This window comes from Streptomyces sp. P3 (genome assembly GCF_003032475.1).
Classification (GTDB): domain Bacteria; phylum Actinomycetota; class Actinomycetes; order Streptomycetales; family Streptomycetaceae; genus Streptomyces.
Genome location: NZ_CP028369.1, coordinates 9,094,443 through 9,107,767, shown reverse-complemented (window position 1 = coordinate 9,107,767; position 13,325 = coordinate 9,094,443). Strand labels below are relative to the sequence as shown.

Sequence of the window (13,325 nt, the reverse complement as noted above, 5' to 3'; positions counted from 1 at the left end):
CGGGCTCCCCCGCGCGGGACCCCGGCCGCCGGCGCGTGGACGCGCCCGCCGTCCCGGTGACCCCCGATGCGGCGAGCGCCGTCCGGTGACGCGCGCCCGCACCGGCGTTGTGCCCGCCACGTTCCCGGACCGCCCGCCCGCGCGCGGCCCGCGCCGGACCGTCCGCGCGCGGCCTCCCGGGGCGCGGCTCCCCACGCGGGCGGGCGACCTCGACCGCGACCGCGGCCCCGGCCGCATCCGCGTCCCTGTCCGTGTCCGTGTCCGTGTCCGCATGGTCAGCAGACCTCTTGCAGCGCCGGCCCGGCCGCCGTGTCCGACTCGGCCAGCACCTGCCGGGCCGTGCCGAGCACCGTGTGGAACACCGGGTCGTCGTCGAGGCCGCGGCGCCAGACGCACTGCGAGTACACGGTGAAGGGCGGCCGCCAGTCCAGACGCCGCAACTGCCCGAGACGCAGCTCCTCGGCGACCGCGACGGTGGGCAGCAGCGCCATGCCGATGCCCTCGCCCACGCTGCGCTTGACCGCGTCGACCGAGCCGAGGACGAGAATCCCGCGGGCGACGGCGCCCGCCTCGACCAGCGCCCTCTCCAGGCCCCGCTGGTATCCGCTCTCCCGGTTGGCGCAGGCCACCGTGTGGGGGGCGAGGTCGGCGGTGGAGAGGACGGGCCGGCCGGCCAGCGGGTGTTCGGGGTGCGCCACCAGGCTCAGGCCCTCCGGGCGCAGCACGCGATGGTGCACGTCGGCGGCCGCCGTGCGCGGGCCGATGAAGAACGCGCAGTCGATCTGCTCCTCCCGCACCAGCCGCACCGGGTCACCGGCCAGCGCCCGCAGCGACAGGTCGAGTTGCTGGTGCCGGAGGTGCAGGTACTCGATGAGCGGGACCAGGCGGTACGTGACGATGCACTCGGCGGCCCCGATCACCAGCGCGTCGGGGGCGTCGGCGGGGTCGCACACGGACTGCTGGGCCAGCTCGCTCAGCTGCACGATGCGGCGCGCGTAGCGGTGCAGCCGCCGTCCGGCCGGGGTGAGGCTGGCTCCGGAGGCCGTACGGAGCAGCAGCGGTGTGTCCAGCGTCTGTTCCAGGGACTTGATCCGGGCGGTCACGGTCGGCTGGGCCAGTCCGAGGATGCGGGCCGCCTGCGTGAAGCTGCGGGAGTCCGCGACCGTCAGGAACGCGCTGAGGTGCTTGATGTTCATCCGGCAGCCCCCGTCCAGCGCGCCGAGCGCGGCGAGTGCGCGGACCCGTATGCGGATCGAATCACGCCAGTCCTCCATCTGCTCCGTGTCCGGTAACTGATCTGATGCCGCGGGTACGGCGCCGCGCCGGGCCGACGACAGCCGAGCCGACGACATCAGATAACGTACAGAACGTTCGCTATGTTTTTCTAGTATGGAAGGACAGCTACCGCATCCGGGGACCGGGGAGGGCTCAGAACTTCCCGGCCGCCGCGCCGCGCAGGACCAGCCGCCAGATCTGTTCCAGCCGGTCGGCGACGCTCCCGGCACCGCCCATCGGCGCGCCACCGCCCGTACGGATCTCCGACTCCGCACCGGCCAGCAGGTACACGACCAGAGCGGCGAGCGTCTCCGGACAGTGCTCCGGCCGCAGCTGACCATCCGCCCGGGCACGGCTCAGCAGGTCGAGCACGGTCGGCAGCCAGGAGCCCGACCACTGCTCCATCACGTCCGGCTGCTCCCGGGCGACCCGCGCGGCCGCCCGGGCGGCGACGTCCCGTTCCAGCAAGGACGCGAGTGCGACGGTCAGGTCGACCACGGCGCGCAGCCGCGAGGTGCCGGCCGACAGCGCCCGGTTCACCACGGCGTCGACACCCGCCACGCCCTCTTCCCGCACCGCCTCGGCCAGCGCCTTCTTGGTCGGGAAATGAAAGGTCACCGCCCCCATGGAGGCGTCCGCGACCTGACACACCCGGGACAGCCGCGCCCCCTCGTAGCCGGACCTGTCCATCTCCAGCGCCGCCGCCCGGACGATCCGGGCGCGCGTCCGCAGGGCCCGCTCCTGCTGCCTCATGCATCTCCTCCTCCTGGTCACGACCGGACGGCCGGGAGCGACCCCCGGCCGTCCGTGAGGTCAACTTAGCAAAACGATCGTTCTCTATGTTTTGCTTCGACGCAACGCCGGTACGACGTCAGGGGGAGGTCCTGCACGTGCGCCGCGAGGCGCACGCGCGCGCTACACGGCGGTCGAACCGCCGTCGACCGCCATGGCGGAACCCGTGACGAACGACGAACGGTCGCTGCACAGCCAGGCCGCGGCCTGCGCCACCTCGTCCGGCCGCGACATCCTGTGCTGAAGCGAGTCGGCGAGGAATACCTCCTCCAGCTCCGGCAGCTGCGCGATGACGCCGTCCATCATCTCGGACCGGGTGGCGCCCACGACGAGCGCGTTGACGCGGATGCCCCGCCGGCCGTAGTCGTAGGCCGCCGCCCGCGTCAGGCCGATCACCGCGTGCTTCGAGGCGACGTACGCGGCCGAGGCTCCGGTGGCCTTCAGACCCGCGACGCTGGAGGTGTTCACCACGGCCCCGCCGGCGCCGGAGTCGAGCATCGCCGGTATCTGGTGGGACAGGCAGTTCCACACCCCCCGCACATTGACATCCATGGTCCGGTCGTACGTCTCCGCGTCCATCTCGTGCAGCGGGACTCCCGCCGTGCCGTACCCAGCGTTGTTGAAGGCCGCGTCCAGTTTGCCGAACGTGTCCACCGCCGTCCCCACGGCGCGGGCGACGTCACCCGGCACCGTCACGTCACCCGCCACGGCCGCGGCCCGCCCGCCGTCGCCGCGGATGCTCTCCACCAGTTCGGCCAGCCGCTCCGCACGGCGGGCCATCAGGACGACCGCCGCCCCCTCGTCGGCGAACAGCCGGGCGGCGGCCGCGCCGATCCCGCTCGACGCCCCGGTGATCATGGCCACCTTGCCGCTCAGCAGCTTGTGTTCGTCTCCCACGGCTACTCCCCCTGTGTCACATCTGTCTCGCTTCGCCACATGCCGGGCATCCCGCACCGGCCGACCCGTCGATCCTGCCCGCGGCAACGACCGCTCAGACCGGCCACACCGTGCCGGCGGCGGCCTCGGCGTCGACCGACCGCAGCAGTTCCTCGTCCACGGCGTGCAGCGAGTCGACCTGGTACCGGACGCCGGCCTCGCACATCAGCTGCCGCTGGAAGCTGTGCTCGAAACGGCTGGGGTGACCGATGAAGGGCATCCCCAGCGATCTGGCCGTCTCGGCGACCGTCGCGACGTCGTCGATCACGAGCACCTGGTCGTGTTTCAGACCGAAGTACTCGATGGCGATCTCGTGCAGACCCGGCCGGAACGCGTCGGTGCAGATGTAGCCGGGGTCGTCGAACAGGCCGGCGTGCTCACCGAGGAACGCGTCGAAGTGGCTCTGGTCGAGACCTCCGTAGCAGACCGTGCGAAGACCCAGCCGCCGGAGCCTGCGGACCAGGGTGATCGCCCCGTCGTTCACCCGCACCGGGTGCGCGGCCACATGGCGGGCGCGCTCCTCGAAGTACGCGTCGAGCGCCTCCTCGCCGGTCATGGGCTCGCCGACCGCCTCGGCGAGCAGCCGGCCCGCGACCGAACGGGGCCGGGAGAAGATGCTCCGCTCGACCTCGGCGGTGTAGGCGCAGCCGCGGCTCACCAGGAAGTGGTGGATGACCGGGCTGAAGGAGTCGTCGAGCATGACGCCGTCGATGTTGACCGCGCACAGGCGCAGATGTGTCAGGCCGTGAACCATGTCTTCTCCCCTGTGGATACGGATTCTTCACGCTGTCCCACCGCGCCCGCCCGCCTGTGCCGCCAGCCGGTGCCGCCGGGCGCGCCTGGCGGCACGGCGCGTGTCGCGCCCGCCGTCACCCCCGGTCGTGCACGCGCGGCCGGTCACCCGCGGTCGATCTCACGGTCGGTCGTACTGCTGTCGGTCGCGTGCTGTCCGCGGCCGCGGTCGGCGTCCGCGGTCAGCCCTGCGCGCCGCCGGAGCCCGCCGAAGCGGAGGCCGCGGCGGACGCGGTCCGCAACAGCTCCTTCGCGCGCGCCTCACTCACTTCGGTGTGGGCGATGACCGTCGGCACGGCGATGCCCGGAAGCAGCAGCCGCCACATCCGTACGACCCGGTCGCCCAGGTCCGCCCGCCCCTCGCTCGCCACGGCGGAGTAGGTCTGCATGCCCGTACACGCCTCGACGACGAACTCGGCGAGTTCCTCCGGAGCGACGCCGGCCTGCAGCTCGCCCTTGTCGGCCGCCACGCGCAGACACTCGGCCATGATCGCGCCCCAGTCGCGGTAGGGCTTGGCGTCCCGCAGGCCGAACGCGCCCTGTTCGGTGGTGAGGCGTACACCCGCCCGCAGCAGCGGGTCCGTCCTCAGCTGCTGGGACCAGACCAGGGTGATGTCGACGAGCCGCTGGAGCCCCTCCGACTCCAGCCACGGGACTATCGAGTCGGGCTGCGCGTTCATGACCGCGCGGGCGAGCGCCTCCTTCGACTCGAAGTGGAAGTACAGCGCCCCGGCCGTGAGTTCGGCCTGCTGAAGGATGTCCTTGATGCTCGCTCCGGCGAAACCGGACTCGTCGAACACCTCTGCCGCCGCCCGGAGCAACTGCCTCCGAGTCTGCACTCCCCGTTCCTGCCTGGGCTGACGAACCACCAGTACCTCCTAGCGAAACCGAACACTCTTTACGGTATCGGCCTCAGCTCCCGAACCTGCCAGATGTCGAGCAAGACACAAGCCCACCAGCCGGAAAACTTCCGTTTCGCCCCTTCTCGCACCATGCTCTTGACCTAGTCGTGATCTCATCTTTACTTAGACATGACAGAAAAACAAAACGAGCGCTCTCTATATTGTTCTCGACAGTTCACCGCGCCAAACACACGAGGTCAACCACATCCCTGGGGGATCCACATGACCGTGACTGCCTCGACGCGAGTCATAGAGCGCCCGTCGGCCACCTCCGTTCCCCGCGAGTACGTGCACAAGGCCGCCGCGTCGGAGGTTCTGCTGACCGGGCTGTCCCCGACCGGACCCGACCGCTTCCACGTCACCGCCCGGTGGCCGTCACGGCACCCCTTCTACGGACCGAAGGGCGGCTTCCACGACCCGCTGCTCGTCGCCGAGTCGGTCCGCCAGAGCGTGCCCCTGCTCAGCCACGTCGCCTACGCGGTCCCCTTCGGCCATCGCCAGTCGTGGAGCAGCCTGCGCTACGAAGTCGACCCCGTCGCCCTGACGTTCACCGGGAACGACGCGCACGTCGACCTGCACGTCACCTGCTCCGAGACAGTCCGCCGCGCCGGCCGGCTGGCCTCGCTGCGCATGCAGGTCGACCTGTACATCGACGACCGTCCGCTGGGCGTGGCGGAGACGAGGTTCTGCAACCTGTCCCCCGCCGTGTATCCGCGCCTGCGGGGTCCCTACGCCGACGCCGCCCAGGCCGCACGGCGCGCCGTCCCGCTCGCGCCCGCCATGGCACCGGCCCGCGTCGCCCGCACCCGCACCCGGGACGTGGTCCTGTCCTGCGCCGGCGCCCGCGATCTGTCCCCCGGCCCGGCTCCCACCCGCGCCCAGTTGCGCGCCGACCTCTCTCACCCCGTCCTCTTCGACCACCCGGCCGACCACGTCCCGGGCATGCTGCTGCTCGAAGCCGCCCGCCAGAGCGCCCACGCGGCGGCCCACCCGCTGCCGGGGCTCGCGACCGGCCTCGACGCCGTTTTCACCCAGTACGTCGAGTTCGACGCCCCCTGCTGGATCGACCGCGCGCCGGCCGGGGACCGCGGGGACGCCCACCGGCTCGTCCGCGTCCGGGCCGTACAGAACGGCACCCCCGCCTTCACGGCGACCGTCGCCCTGGCCTCGCCCTGACGTCGCCCTGCCCACGCCCTGCCCACGAGAGTTCCGTCCGCTCCGGCGGCGAGCACCCGGTGCGTACAGTGTTCTCCTCCGGGAAGGAAAGCCACAGGTCAGCCGTCGGCGGCACGGGTGGCCGGCGAGGCCGTCAGGTGCGGGCGGTCTGGATCTCGCCGGCGTCGATCAGCGCCCGGCGCAGCCGCTCCGTCTCGGCCGGGCGGTCGGCCGCGGGCAGGGCTACGGCGGCCTCGAGCAGGGTTCCGGCGTGCCGGCGGACGTCGGCGTCGTACTCGAGGTCGGGGGCGGGCCGGGTAAGCAGGTGCGCGGCCAGGAGCAGGGCATCAGAGCTGCGGGGGTGGCCGGCGGCGCGTTGAGCGACGGCTTCGGCTCTCTCCTGGGCGGGGGTGTGCTCGGCGCTGCGCCGGGCCAGCGCCAGCCACACCTCGTCCGCGAGGGCGAGGTGAGCGAACTCGCCGGCGCCGGCGAGCGCCGGGCGGCAGGCCTGCCTCGCGCGCCCCCGTCCACCACACGTGCGCGGTGTCCACGGCGGCGCGGTCGGCCGAAGCCGGGGCGGCGCCGCCAGGTATGTGTGAACGCTCTGGCTTGAGTCGGGTGAGCGTCATGAACAGGAGGGAGAGCGCCTCGGCGCCGCCGGGGCCGGCGGTCAACTCGCGGCACGCGGCCGCGGGGTCGCCGAGCAGGTCGTGGTGGCCGGCCAGCAGCGCGTGCCCTACGTGGAGGGCGATGGCGCGGGGACGGTTCTCGCGCAGGGTGGTCAGGAGCTGGCCTCGGTCCAGGGCGGCGAGCAGCTGCGGATCGGGGCGGCCGCGGCCTGCGCTCCCCTCGCCCGTAATTCATCCGCGACTTCGTCGACATGAGCGCGGCCCTGCACGACCTGTACGAGAAGGCCGGCTCTCCGACGCTGCGCACCATGGAGCAACGGGCGGGTAACTTCGGCGTCCTGCCGCACCGTACCGTGCACCGCATCGTGACCAAACAGGCGATGCCGCACAGCAAGCGCCAGTTCCAGGCGTACCTGCAGGCCTGCGAGGTTCCGGAGACGGAGTGGCCCAGCTGGGAAGCCGCCTGGACCCGTGCATGGCGCCACGAGAAGCAGGACGACTTCGCAGCCCGGGGCCTGTCTCCTGTGTCCACGCCGCTACGGGATCTCCTCTCAGCGACCGAGACCGCGCAGGGGGAGGTCGTCGTGCAAGCCTGGGCAATGCCGAGGGTGCGCGAGCAGGCCGTTCGGGCGCTCGCTCAGCATGAGCGCCTCGCCATCGGTGAGGACGTGACGCACAACGTCCTGCGCCAGCTGGCTTCGGAGGGGGTCACTGCCCCCGGAGGAACAAGGCAGCCCTCCGCACAGATGAAGCGTCGTGAGCAGTCTCCGTCCCAAAAGCGGCGGTCGCGACGGGCAGCGCGCCAACGGCCCGTGCAAGGGGAGCTGAACTTCACCCTCGCAGAACCGGCGTCCAAGCCGGCCGCCCTCTTCTGACGCCTGACAGCCCCGGTCTGCTCCGGGTGAGCCTCCTGCCGCGGGAGCCCACCCAGAGCAGTGCGACCGGCCGAGCGGGCCGGGGGACGGCGTCCCGGCGACACCCGGCCGTAGTGGCCTGACAGACCCTTCGACCCCGTTCCGCCAGAGGACAATATGGTCCCGTGCCACGTCCGTCGGTGCAGGGCCTCGCCGTGCGGGGCATCTGGCAGACGGCGTGCTCGTTGGGCGGGACATGAAACTGGAAGAGGCCGGGCCGGGCGTCGAGGAGCGGGCGGCGGCGGTGGCCGATACCGTGTGCGAGCGCCGGATCCGTCCGGTAGGAGTCTCACGACTTGACCTACACGCCCATCAGGCCGGCGGCCTGCCGCACGCCCAGCAGATCCGCCTCGGCGTCCGGCAGGGGCGGTACGGGTTGGCCTGCCCGCCATGCGTCGAGCTGGCCGACGTCGTAGAGCAGCGCCCGCGCACCGCTCACCGGATCGGGGGCCCTCGCAGCGGTTCGTCCGACGGTTGCGACAGGCGCCGCGGGGACTCGGCGGACCCGTGGATTGCGATCGCCTTGTCCCATCGGCCCATCCGTTGCCGTCACTGCCCTGGTTCGGAATCCATCAGAGCGTCCCCCGCCCCGCCCCGAGCCGCCGGTCAGAACCCGGAAGGCGCCCCGATGTTCGTGCTGATCTTGCCGTGCTGGGACTGCGACCCGTAGGCGACCCTGATGAAGATGTTGGAGCTGCGGCCGTTCAGCGTGGCGGTCTTCGTCGTCCAGACACCGTCGCACTCGCTGAACGAGGCGCTCTTCCCCGAGTCGGATGCGATCGCGTTCGCCTTGGCGCACACACCGTCGGTGTCGTCGTCGAGCAGCTGGAACTTCACGGTCTGCCAGTAGACGTTGTCGTGGATGTTCTTGCCCCAGGTGACCGTGCAGTTCCTGGTCCTGGCGTGGACCGTGCCGCCGCTGTCCGACACGTACAGCGATGCACAGTCGACGGTCCTGGTGCGGTCGCCGGTGTCCGCGGAGGCCGTTGTCGGCGCGACGGCCGCACCGACCAACGACACGGTCAACGCCAGACCGGAGACGGCCGCGAGCCTCGGCCGTGACGGGCGGGGCGAGGATACGGACGAGGAAGCGGACATGAGAGTCCCCTTTCTGGAATCACTGATTACTGGGATCACCACGAAGGCCATGCCCGCGCGGGCTCTCAGAGGTCGCGCGGCGCATACGTGCATCGTGCCGCCAGGACCTTGCGGAAACCTTGTGGCACGCGTGCCGCACCCGGTACGGCGCCCGATGGCATCCATGGCCGCGGTACCGGAATTGCTCCACCACCGCGGCGGTGCGGTCGGTTTCGGCACAGCGCGGCGCTCAAGCGGAGCATCGTCACCGACATCCTCGGCCTGCTGCTCGGGGTGGTGCTGGTCACGGCCGCGAACGTGCAGGACTCCGGCCGTCCGCGAAACGCTCCGTCGCGCCGTCGACGAAGTGTTCCCTGCTCAGGGCACCTGACCGGCCGCCGCTCCTCACGGTCTACGTTCCAGAGAGATCGACGACGCGTTTGCCCCGGGCGTGGCCCGACTCCACCGCGCGGTGCGCTTCCTGGATTGGCTTTGTTCACGAGAACAGGCTCTGGCTCAATTTCCGTGATCGCGTAGCCGAGAGTGACACCGGCTGGGCAGGCAGCGGGGATCGATCCGAGTACGCGTGCTGCCCGCATGTCGACCGAGCTGCGACGAACGAGTCTCAGTCGACAAGGTCTCTCGCTTCGTAGCTGGCCAGCCCCATGGCAAGCAGGGGCGGTACCAGTGCGTTCAGATACCACGCCATGTCAGTCAGGGCTGGTGCTCCGGAGAGCCTTCGCCGGTCGATCGTCGGGATGAAGGAACAGTGCGATCGGCCAGCATGAAAAAGTAACTGGCCACCGGTTTCCGCAGTTGAGTGATAGATGGAGACGCCGACGTGGTAGTCGACGTTGCCCGGTGAATCCACCACGGTCAGGACCTCAGCTGCCTGGTCGGTTGAAGCCGACTGCCAATCGAACAGGTCGTCGTTGTTGACCATGTAGGAGATACCAAGCGGTTCCTGCAGCGACCACCCCGTACCGGCCAGAGCTCGCACCACGGCGTCTACGGTGACGGCACGTGCGAACACGAGATCGATGTCGGCGGTCCTGGACATTCGCGGCTCCTGCGGTGGGGTTGATCGATGCCGGAAGCGTTTCACGTGTTGCCATCGGTCATGGAGCGAGGAGCACTCGTTTCCTCAGGAGTGCGAAGCCGGCTCGGCCGAACATCTGGCGTTTGAGCATCTTGATGCGGTTGACGTGCCCTTCCACTACGCCCGAGCTCCAGGGCAGCGTGAGCCCGGCGATGACCGCGGCCCGGTCGCGATCGATGCCGGCGGCGAGGGTATGGAGGCCGGGCAGGTCGTCCTGGCGGACTGCGTCGAGCCATTCGGGCAGCTGTTGGCCCTGTCGCTCGGTGAGGATCTGGGCGAAGGAGCGGACATGTCCGATGAGGGCTTCCAGTTCGGGGCAGTGGGCCAGGACGGCTTTGAGCCGGAGCTGTTCTACCTCGGAGAGGGAGTCGGGGTGGCGCAGGATCCAGCTGGCGACGGTTCGGGGTGAAGGCGGGGGTGCGGTGACCGGATCGGCCGAAAGGCGTTTGGTGCGGAAGTAGGCGCGAACTCGCTGGTAGCTGCCTTTGTAGCCGAGTGGCACGATCTCCTCCCATGCCTTCCATGCGTTGGTGCAGCCCTGGTTCCAGCGGTCGTCCAGGTAGGGCTTGTACTCGTCGAGGACGGAGGGGCGGCCCTGCCACTGGCCGTGGAAGAGGTCTTCCGGGGTGGTGGCGTCGGCGAGGAGCTTGACCGTGCGGTAGGTCATCCCGAGCTGGCGTTGGATCGCGCGGCGGCTGTGGCCGGCCGCCAGCAGGGCGTGTACGGCGGCATGGTTGGCCCGGGTTCTGTCGGCGAACCGGTGGCCGGTGGGCCACGGCGAGCCAGAGGGGTCAGCTGGTTCTTCTGGTTCCTTGACCTGTTGGGATGGCTCGGGTGCGGTGCCTCGCAGGCAGCCCCGATGGTCGGCGACGCACCGTTCGGCGGCTTCGCTGAGGTTGTGCCACAGGTGCCAGCGGTTCGCGACCTGCACTGCCTGCGGTGCCCCGACGGTGGCGCCTTCGGCGAAGAACGGAGCCCGGTCCCGGCAGACGACCTCGGTCCCTGGCCTCTTGGCCGGCCAGGCGGCCAGGCTGGATGCCTCCCGGTCTGGCAGCAGGTCCACCGGCCGTCGCGTTTCGACGTCGACCAGCACCGTGCCGTAGTGCCGGCCTTTGCGCGTCGCGTACTCGTCGACGCCGACCACTCTCGGGGCTGGCAGATCCGGTTCGGGCAGCGCCTCGACGAGCCGCAGCACCGTGCTGCGGCTGACGGATACCCCAAAGACGCCAGCCATCCGAGCTCCCGCCCGGCCGGCCAGGGCAAGGCCGACCGCCTCCAACGCCGAACGCAGACGCTCGGTCCACCGGCCGTACCTCCGGGTCAATCCCGGCACCTGCTCAACGAACGTCCGTCGTCCGCACGAAGCGACTGGGCAGGCGAAGCGGCGGACCCGCAGACAGAGCACCACCCGGCGCCCCGCGCTGGGAACATCCGCAGGAAACCGCAGGTAGGAGCTATGAACCCGGATCGACCAGTTCCCGCAGCCCGAACACGCCGAACCGGCCGTTGTGCTGCGGGCTTCGACTCGTATCGTCTCGTTGCTCACGTCCACCGACACCACCGACACGTCCGCGATCGACGGGAACAGCAACTCCTCCAGCCGGAGGACCACTTCTTCCACGGTCCCGAACTGTCAGGTACCCGAGGTCACTACTGATCATTTTCGGGCGACTTTCAGGAGCCCAACACGACCACGAAGCGTGACTCAGCGTGCGCAGGTCACGGAAGTTGAGCCAGAACCCGAGAACAGACAGCAGATGTCCATCACTTCGAGAGGCGCTCGAGCAATGGCGGGAATCGAACGCCCGAGAGCAGAGGTGCTCATAGGACCGAGCCGAGGGACCTTCGCAACCGTCCGTCAGCCCATGCCGAGCGCGCGCCGCAGCCTGCCCTTGGCGGGAGGCTCGGCGTCCGGCGTCTCGCTCTGGTGTTCCAGCTCGGCGACGGAGATCCGGACGTGCGTTTTGGACGTGACGGACTTCTTGAGGTAGTCACTCCAGTACGAGTGGCCGACCTCCACGAGCCAGTCCGCCTCCCCGTTCCGGAACACCCGCCGGCCGTACGCCTCGGGGTTCTGAACTTCCCGGCCGGACTGGTCGCACTTACGGGCCAGCTCAGCGGCTTGCGCGACGGCGTGCTCCCGGCCGCCGTCGACAGGGGTCGCCCGGGTCAGCTCCCAGCGGGAATCTCCCCCCACGGGTGCCTCCACCAAGATCCACCAGCCCTTGCCGCCACTCATCTCGGCTGCCTCTGAATGACCGTCAGCAGCACCGTGAAGGCTCTCGGCCGAGCGGGGAAAAGGTAGCCCCTACGGTGCAGTTGATCTTGCTCGACGGACTCGGCGGCGAATCTGCGCTTGTCTTCCAGAACAACGTTCATCCTGTGTAACGCTCGCAGATTCGGCCCTGAAAGTCAGCAGTAGACTCGAACAGCCGCCAACCGGGGTGCCTCCCGACGTAGTGGACATCTGCTGTCCGTTCTCGTGGACAAAGCCACTGGATGGACTCCAGCGGATACACCCGGTCGATGATCGGTCGGAGCACACCGCTGTCGACGTCCCGGGCCAGCTCTTCGAGATCGCCCCGTCGCGCCCGTGCCACGCTGATGCGGTACGGGGACCCGGCGTGAAATATGAGGCCACTGCGCCAGTTGGATGGCGACGCTGCCGACGCCGCCGCTGGCCCCGACGATGAGCAGTCGGTGCCCCGGCCGCAAGCGCACCACGTTCCGCAGGACGTGCAGTGAGTGGAGTCCACCGGAGTGGAGTCCACCCGATGTCGTGCATCGGCACTGGATGCTGAACATCGTGGGCTCCACTCGGTGGACAATGCCCGGCATCGTCACCACAGCCATGCGGTGGAGTGCCGTACCCGGGACAAGGCGCGGGCATCGCGGCGCGCGGCCGCGTTGTCGATGCGGCCGCCTCAATCGACATGCAGGATCGCAGTTCAGGTGTACTCCCCTCCCCCGAACCGCATGTCAAGGCGGTCGCAACACATCAAGGCGGGGTGAATTGGACTCCCGGTGTGCGATCTCATCGATGCTGCGGTACCGGTCGCGTGACACCTTTCCGGGCCTGTCCTCGCCACCGTCTTGGACACTGACTCCCAGCCGCATGCCCACCCAGTCCGGGCCACCGGCGCTCACCTCGGTGATGACGGCGGTCAGGGTTGCGGTGCCGGGTGCGGTCACCAGGCAGTCGACCGTGCCGGTGGCCGTGGCTGTCCTGCCCTCCCCGGGTGCGTAGTGGGAGATCCTTACCGTCCCGTAGGCGTCGGTCGGTAACCCACTGGCCGATTCGGGGATCGGTCTGCTGTAGGGAGCGGCATGTGCTTCCACCGTGATCGAACGGATGTGGTCATCGTCCAGATACGGCAGCCGGAACTCGGCGGTCCCGGTCACGCTCGCGTGCAGCGGCCGTTGTGCCGACTTCCCGGCCGCCGTCGCGCCGGTGACGCCGGTGACGCCGGTGACGCCGGTGACGCCGGTGACGCCGGTGGCGCAGACCGCCAAGGCGGCCGCAGCCGCCATGGATGCGGCCTTGCGTGTCGGGAAAAGTGACCGCACGGGTTTCATGGAGCCTCCAGTATTCGTGTCGTGCAGGGGAGGTCTCCCCCGCTCGCATTGATCCTCGGCTTCACACGGTCGCCAGGCCGTCGGTCCTGAGAAGCAACCGCCCAGCGCGTGTGTGGTCCTGTGGTCGCACTCGGTTTCAGGGGGAAGGCCGATGCTCGCGCAGCGGCCGCGAGGTCTG

General features: G+C 70.0%; 15 protein-coding genes. 3 read left to right on the top strand and 12 right to left on the bottom strand.

All coding sequences use genetic code 11. The features are described 5' to 3' along the window. Positions 1 to 275: 275 nt before the first annotated feature. From C6376_RS40605 to C6376_RS40585, 5 genes are all read right to left on the bottom strand, one after another. Positions 276 to 1,274, bottom strand: a complete 999-nt coding sequence (locus C6376_RS40605) for a LysR family transcriptional regulator (RefSeq protein ID WP_159083438.1) — start codon at positions 1,272 to 1,274, stop codon at positions 276 to 278. 154 nt (positions 1,275 to 1,428) lie between these two features. Continuing rightward, on the bottom strand, positions 1,429 to 2,028 hold the full coding sequence (locus tag C6376_RS40600; RefSeq protein ID WP_107448181.1) for a TetR/AcrR family transcriptional regulator: 600 nt from the start codon (positions 2,026 to 2,028) through the stop codon (positions 1,429 to 1,431). A gap of 162 nt (positions 2,029 to 2,190) precedes the next feature. Then, entirely contained in the window at positions 2,191 to 2,964 is a 774-nt protein-coding gene (locus C6376_RS40595; RefSeq protein WP_107448179.1) for an SDR family NAD(P)-dependent oxidoreductase, read from the bottom strand. A gap of 94 nt (positions 2,965 to 3,058) precedes the next feature. Beyond that, positions 3,059 to 3,757: a haloacid dehalogenase-like hydrolase gene (locus C6376_RS40590; RefSeq protein ID WP_107448177.1), complete on the bottom strand. Its 699-nt coding sequence runs from the start codon at positions 3,755 to 3,757 to the stop codon at positions 3,059 to 3,061. A 220-nt stretch (positions 3,758 to 3,977) separates the two neighbouring features. Continuing rightward, positions 3,978 to 4,634 (bottom strand): ScbR family autoregulator-binding transcription factor, encoded by a 657-nt coding sequence (locus tag C6376_RS40585; protein WP_254076274.1) that lies wholly within the window; start codon positions 4,632 to 4,634, stop codon positions 3,978 to 3,980. Positions 4,635 to 4,919: 285 nt separating this feature from the next. On the opposite strand from C6376_RS40585, the gene C6376_RS40580 reads away from it, so the two are divergent. After that, positions 4,920 to 5,873, top strand: coding sequence for a ScbA/BarX family gamma-butyrolactone biosynthesis protein (locus tag C6376_RS40580; protein ID WP_107448174.1), 954 nt, complete (start codon positions 4,920 to 4,922; stop codon positions 5,871 to 5,873). A gap of 133 nt (positions 5,874 to 6,006) precedes the next feature. On the opposite strand, the gene C6376_RS40575 is transcribed toward C6376_RS40580, so the two are convergent. Continuing rightward, the gene (locus C6376_RS40575) at positions 6,007 to 6,300 is read right to left on the bottom strand and encodes a hypothetical protein (RefSeq protein WP_107448173.1); all 294 of its coding nucleotides are present in this window, start codon (positions 6,298 to 6,300) and stop codon (positions 6,007 to 6,009) included. A gap of 265 nt (positions 6,301 to 6,565) precedes the next feature. Between C6376_RS40575 and C6376_RS44265 the strand changes: the two genes are divergently transcribed. Together C6376_RS44265 and C6376_RS40570 are read left to right on the top strand one after the other, a co-directional pair. Further along, positions 6,566 to 6,736, top strand: coding sequence for a hypothetical protein (locus C6376_RS44265; protein ID WP_159083437.1), 171 nt, complete (start codon positions 6,566 to 6,568; stop codon positions 6,734 to 6,736). Further along, positions 6,733 to 7,356: a hypothetical protein gene (locus tag C6376_RS40570; protein ID WP_107448171.1), complete on the top strand. Its 624-nt coding sequence runs from the start codon at positions 6,733 to 6,735 to the stop codon at positions 7,354 to 7,356. The genes C6376_RS44265 and C6376_RS40570 overlap by 4 nt, the downstream gene beginning before the upstream one ends. 340 nt (positions 7,357 to 7,696) lie before the next feature. Here the strand turns inward: C6376_RS40570 and C6376_RS44260 are convergent, their stop codons facing one another. The 6 genes from C6376_RS44260 to C6376_RS44255 all read right to left on the bottom strand — a co-directional run bounded on the left by C6376_RS44260 (position 7,697) and on the right by C6376_RS44255 (position 13,102). After that, positions 7,697 to 7,834, bottom strand: a complete 138-nt coding sequence (locus C6376_RS44260) for a hypothetical protein (RefSeq protein WP_159083436.1) — start codon at positions 7,832 to 7,834, stop codon at positions 7,697 to 7,699. A 167-nt stretch (positions 7,835 to 8,001) separates the two neighbouring features. Further along, positions 8,002 to 8,493, bottom strand: coding sequence for a hypothetical protein (locus C6376_RS40565; RefSeq protein ID WP_159083435.1), 492 nt, complete (start codon positions 8,491 to 8,493; stop codon positions 8,002 to 8,004). 604 nt (positions 8,494 to 9,097) lie between these two features. Continuing rightward, positions 9,098 to 9,532: a hypothetical protein gene (locus C6376_RS40560; RefSeq protein ID WP_107448169.1), complete on the bottom strand. Its 435-nt coding sequence runs from the start codon at positions 9,530 to 9,532 to the stop codon at positions 9,098 to 9,100. Positions 9,533 to 9,590: 58 nt separating this feature from the next. Then, positions 9,591 to 11,192: an ISL3 family transposase gene (locus C6376_RS40555; RefSeq protein ID WP_216825664.1), complete on the bottom strand. Its 1,602-nt coding sequence runs from the start codon at positions 11,190 to 11,192 to the stop codon at positions 9,591 to 9,593. A gap of 237 nt (positions 11,193 to 11,429) precedes the next feature. Continuing rightward, entirely contained in the window at positions 11,430 to 11,768 is a 339-nt protein-coding gene (locus C6376_RS40550; protein ID WP_159083434.1) for a hypothetical protein, read from the bottom strand. 782 nt (positions 11,769 to 12,550) lie between these two features. After that, entirely contained in the window at positions 12,551 to 13,102 is a 552-nt protein-coding gene (locus tag C6376_RS44255; protein ID WP_159083432.1) for a hypothetical protein, read from the bottom strand. Positions 13,103 to 13,325: the final 223 nt, after the last annotated feature.

What these genes read in the sequence shown, in the direction of transcription:
- C6376_RS40605 (WP_159083438.1), bottom strand. Translation starts at nt 1,274, where the DNA reads ATGGAGGACTGGCGTGATTCGATCCGCATACGGGTCCGCGCACTCGCC.
- C6376_RS40600 (WP_107448181.1), bottom strand. Translation starts at nt 2,028, where the DNA reads ATGAGGCAGCAGGAGCGGGCCCTGCGGACGCGCGCCCGGATCGTCCGG.
- C6376_RS40590 (WP_107448177.1), bottom strand. Translation starts at nt 3,757, where the DNA reads ATGGTTCACGGCCTGACACATCTGCGCCTGTGCGCGGTCAACATCGAC.
- C6376_RS40580 (WP_107448174.1), top strand. Translation starts at nt 4,920, where the DNA reads ATGACCGTGACTGCCTCGACGCGAGTCATAGAGCGCCCGTCGGCCACC.
- C6376_RS40570 (WP_107448171.1), top strand. Translation starts at nt 6,733, where the DNA reads ATGAGCGCGGCCCTGCACGACCTGTACGAGAAGGCCGGCTCTCCGACG.
- C6376_RS40565 (WP_159083435.1), bottom strand. Translation starts at nt 8,493, where the DNA reads ATGTCCGCTTCCTCGTCCGTATCCTCGCCCCGCCCGTCACGGCCGAGG.
- C6376_RS40560 (WP_107448169.1), bottom strand. Translation starts at nt 9,532, where the DNA reads ATGTCCAGGACCGCCGACATCGATCTCGTGTTCGCACGTGCCGTCACC.
- C6376_RS44255 (WP_159083432.1), bottom strand. Translation starts at nt 13,102, where the DNA reads ATGGCGGCTGCGGCCGCCTTGGCGGTCTGCGCCACCGGCGTCACCGGC.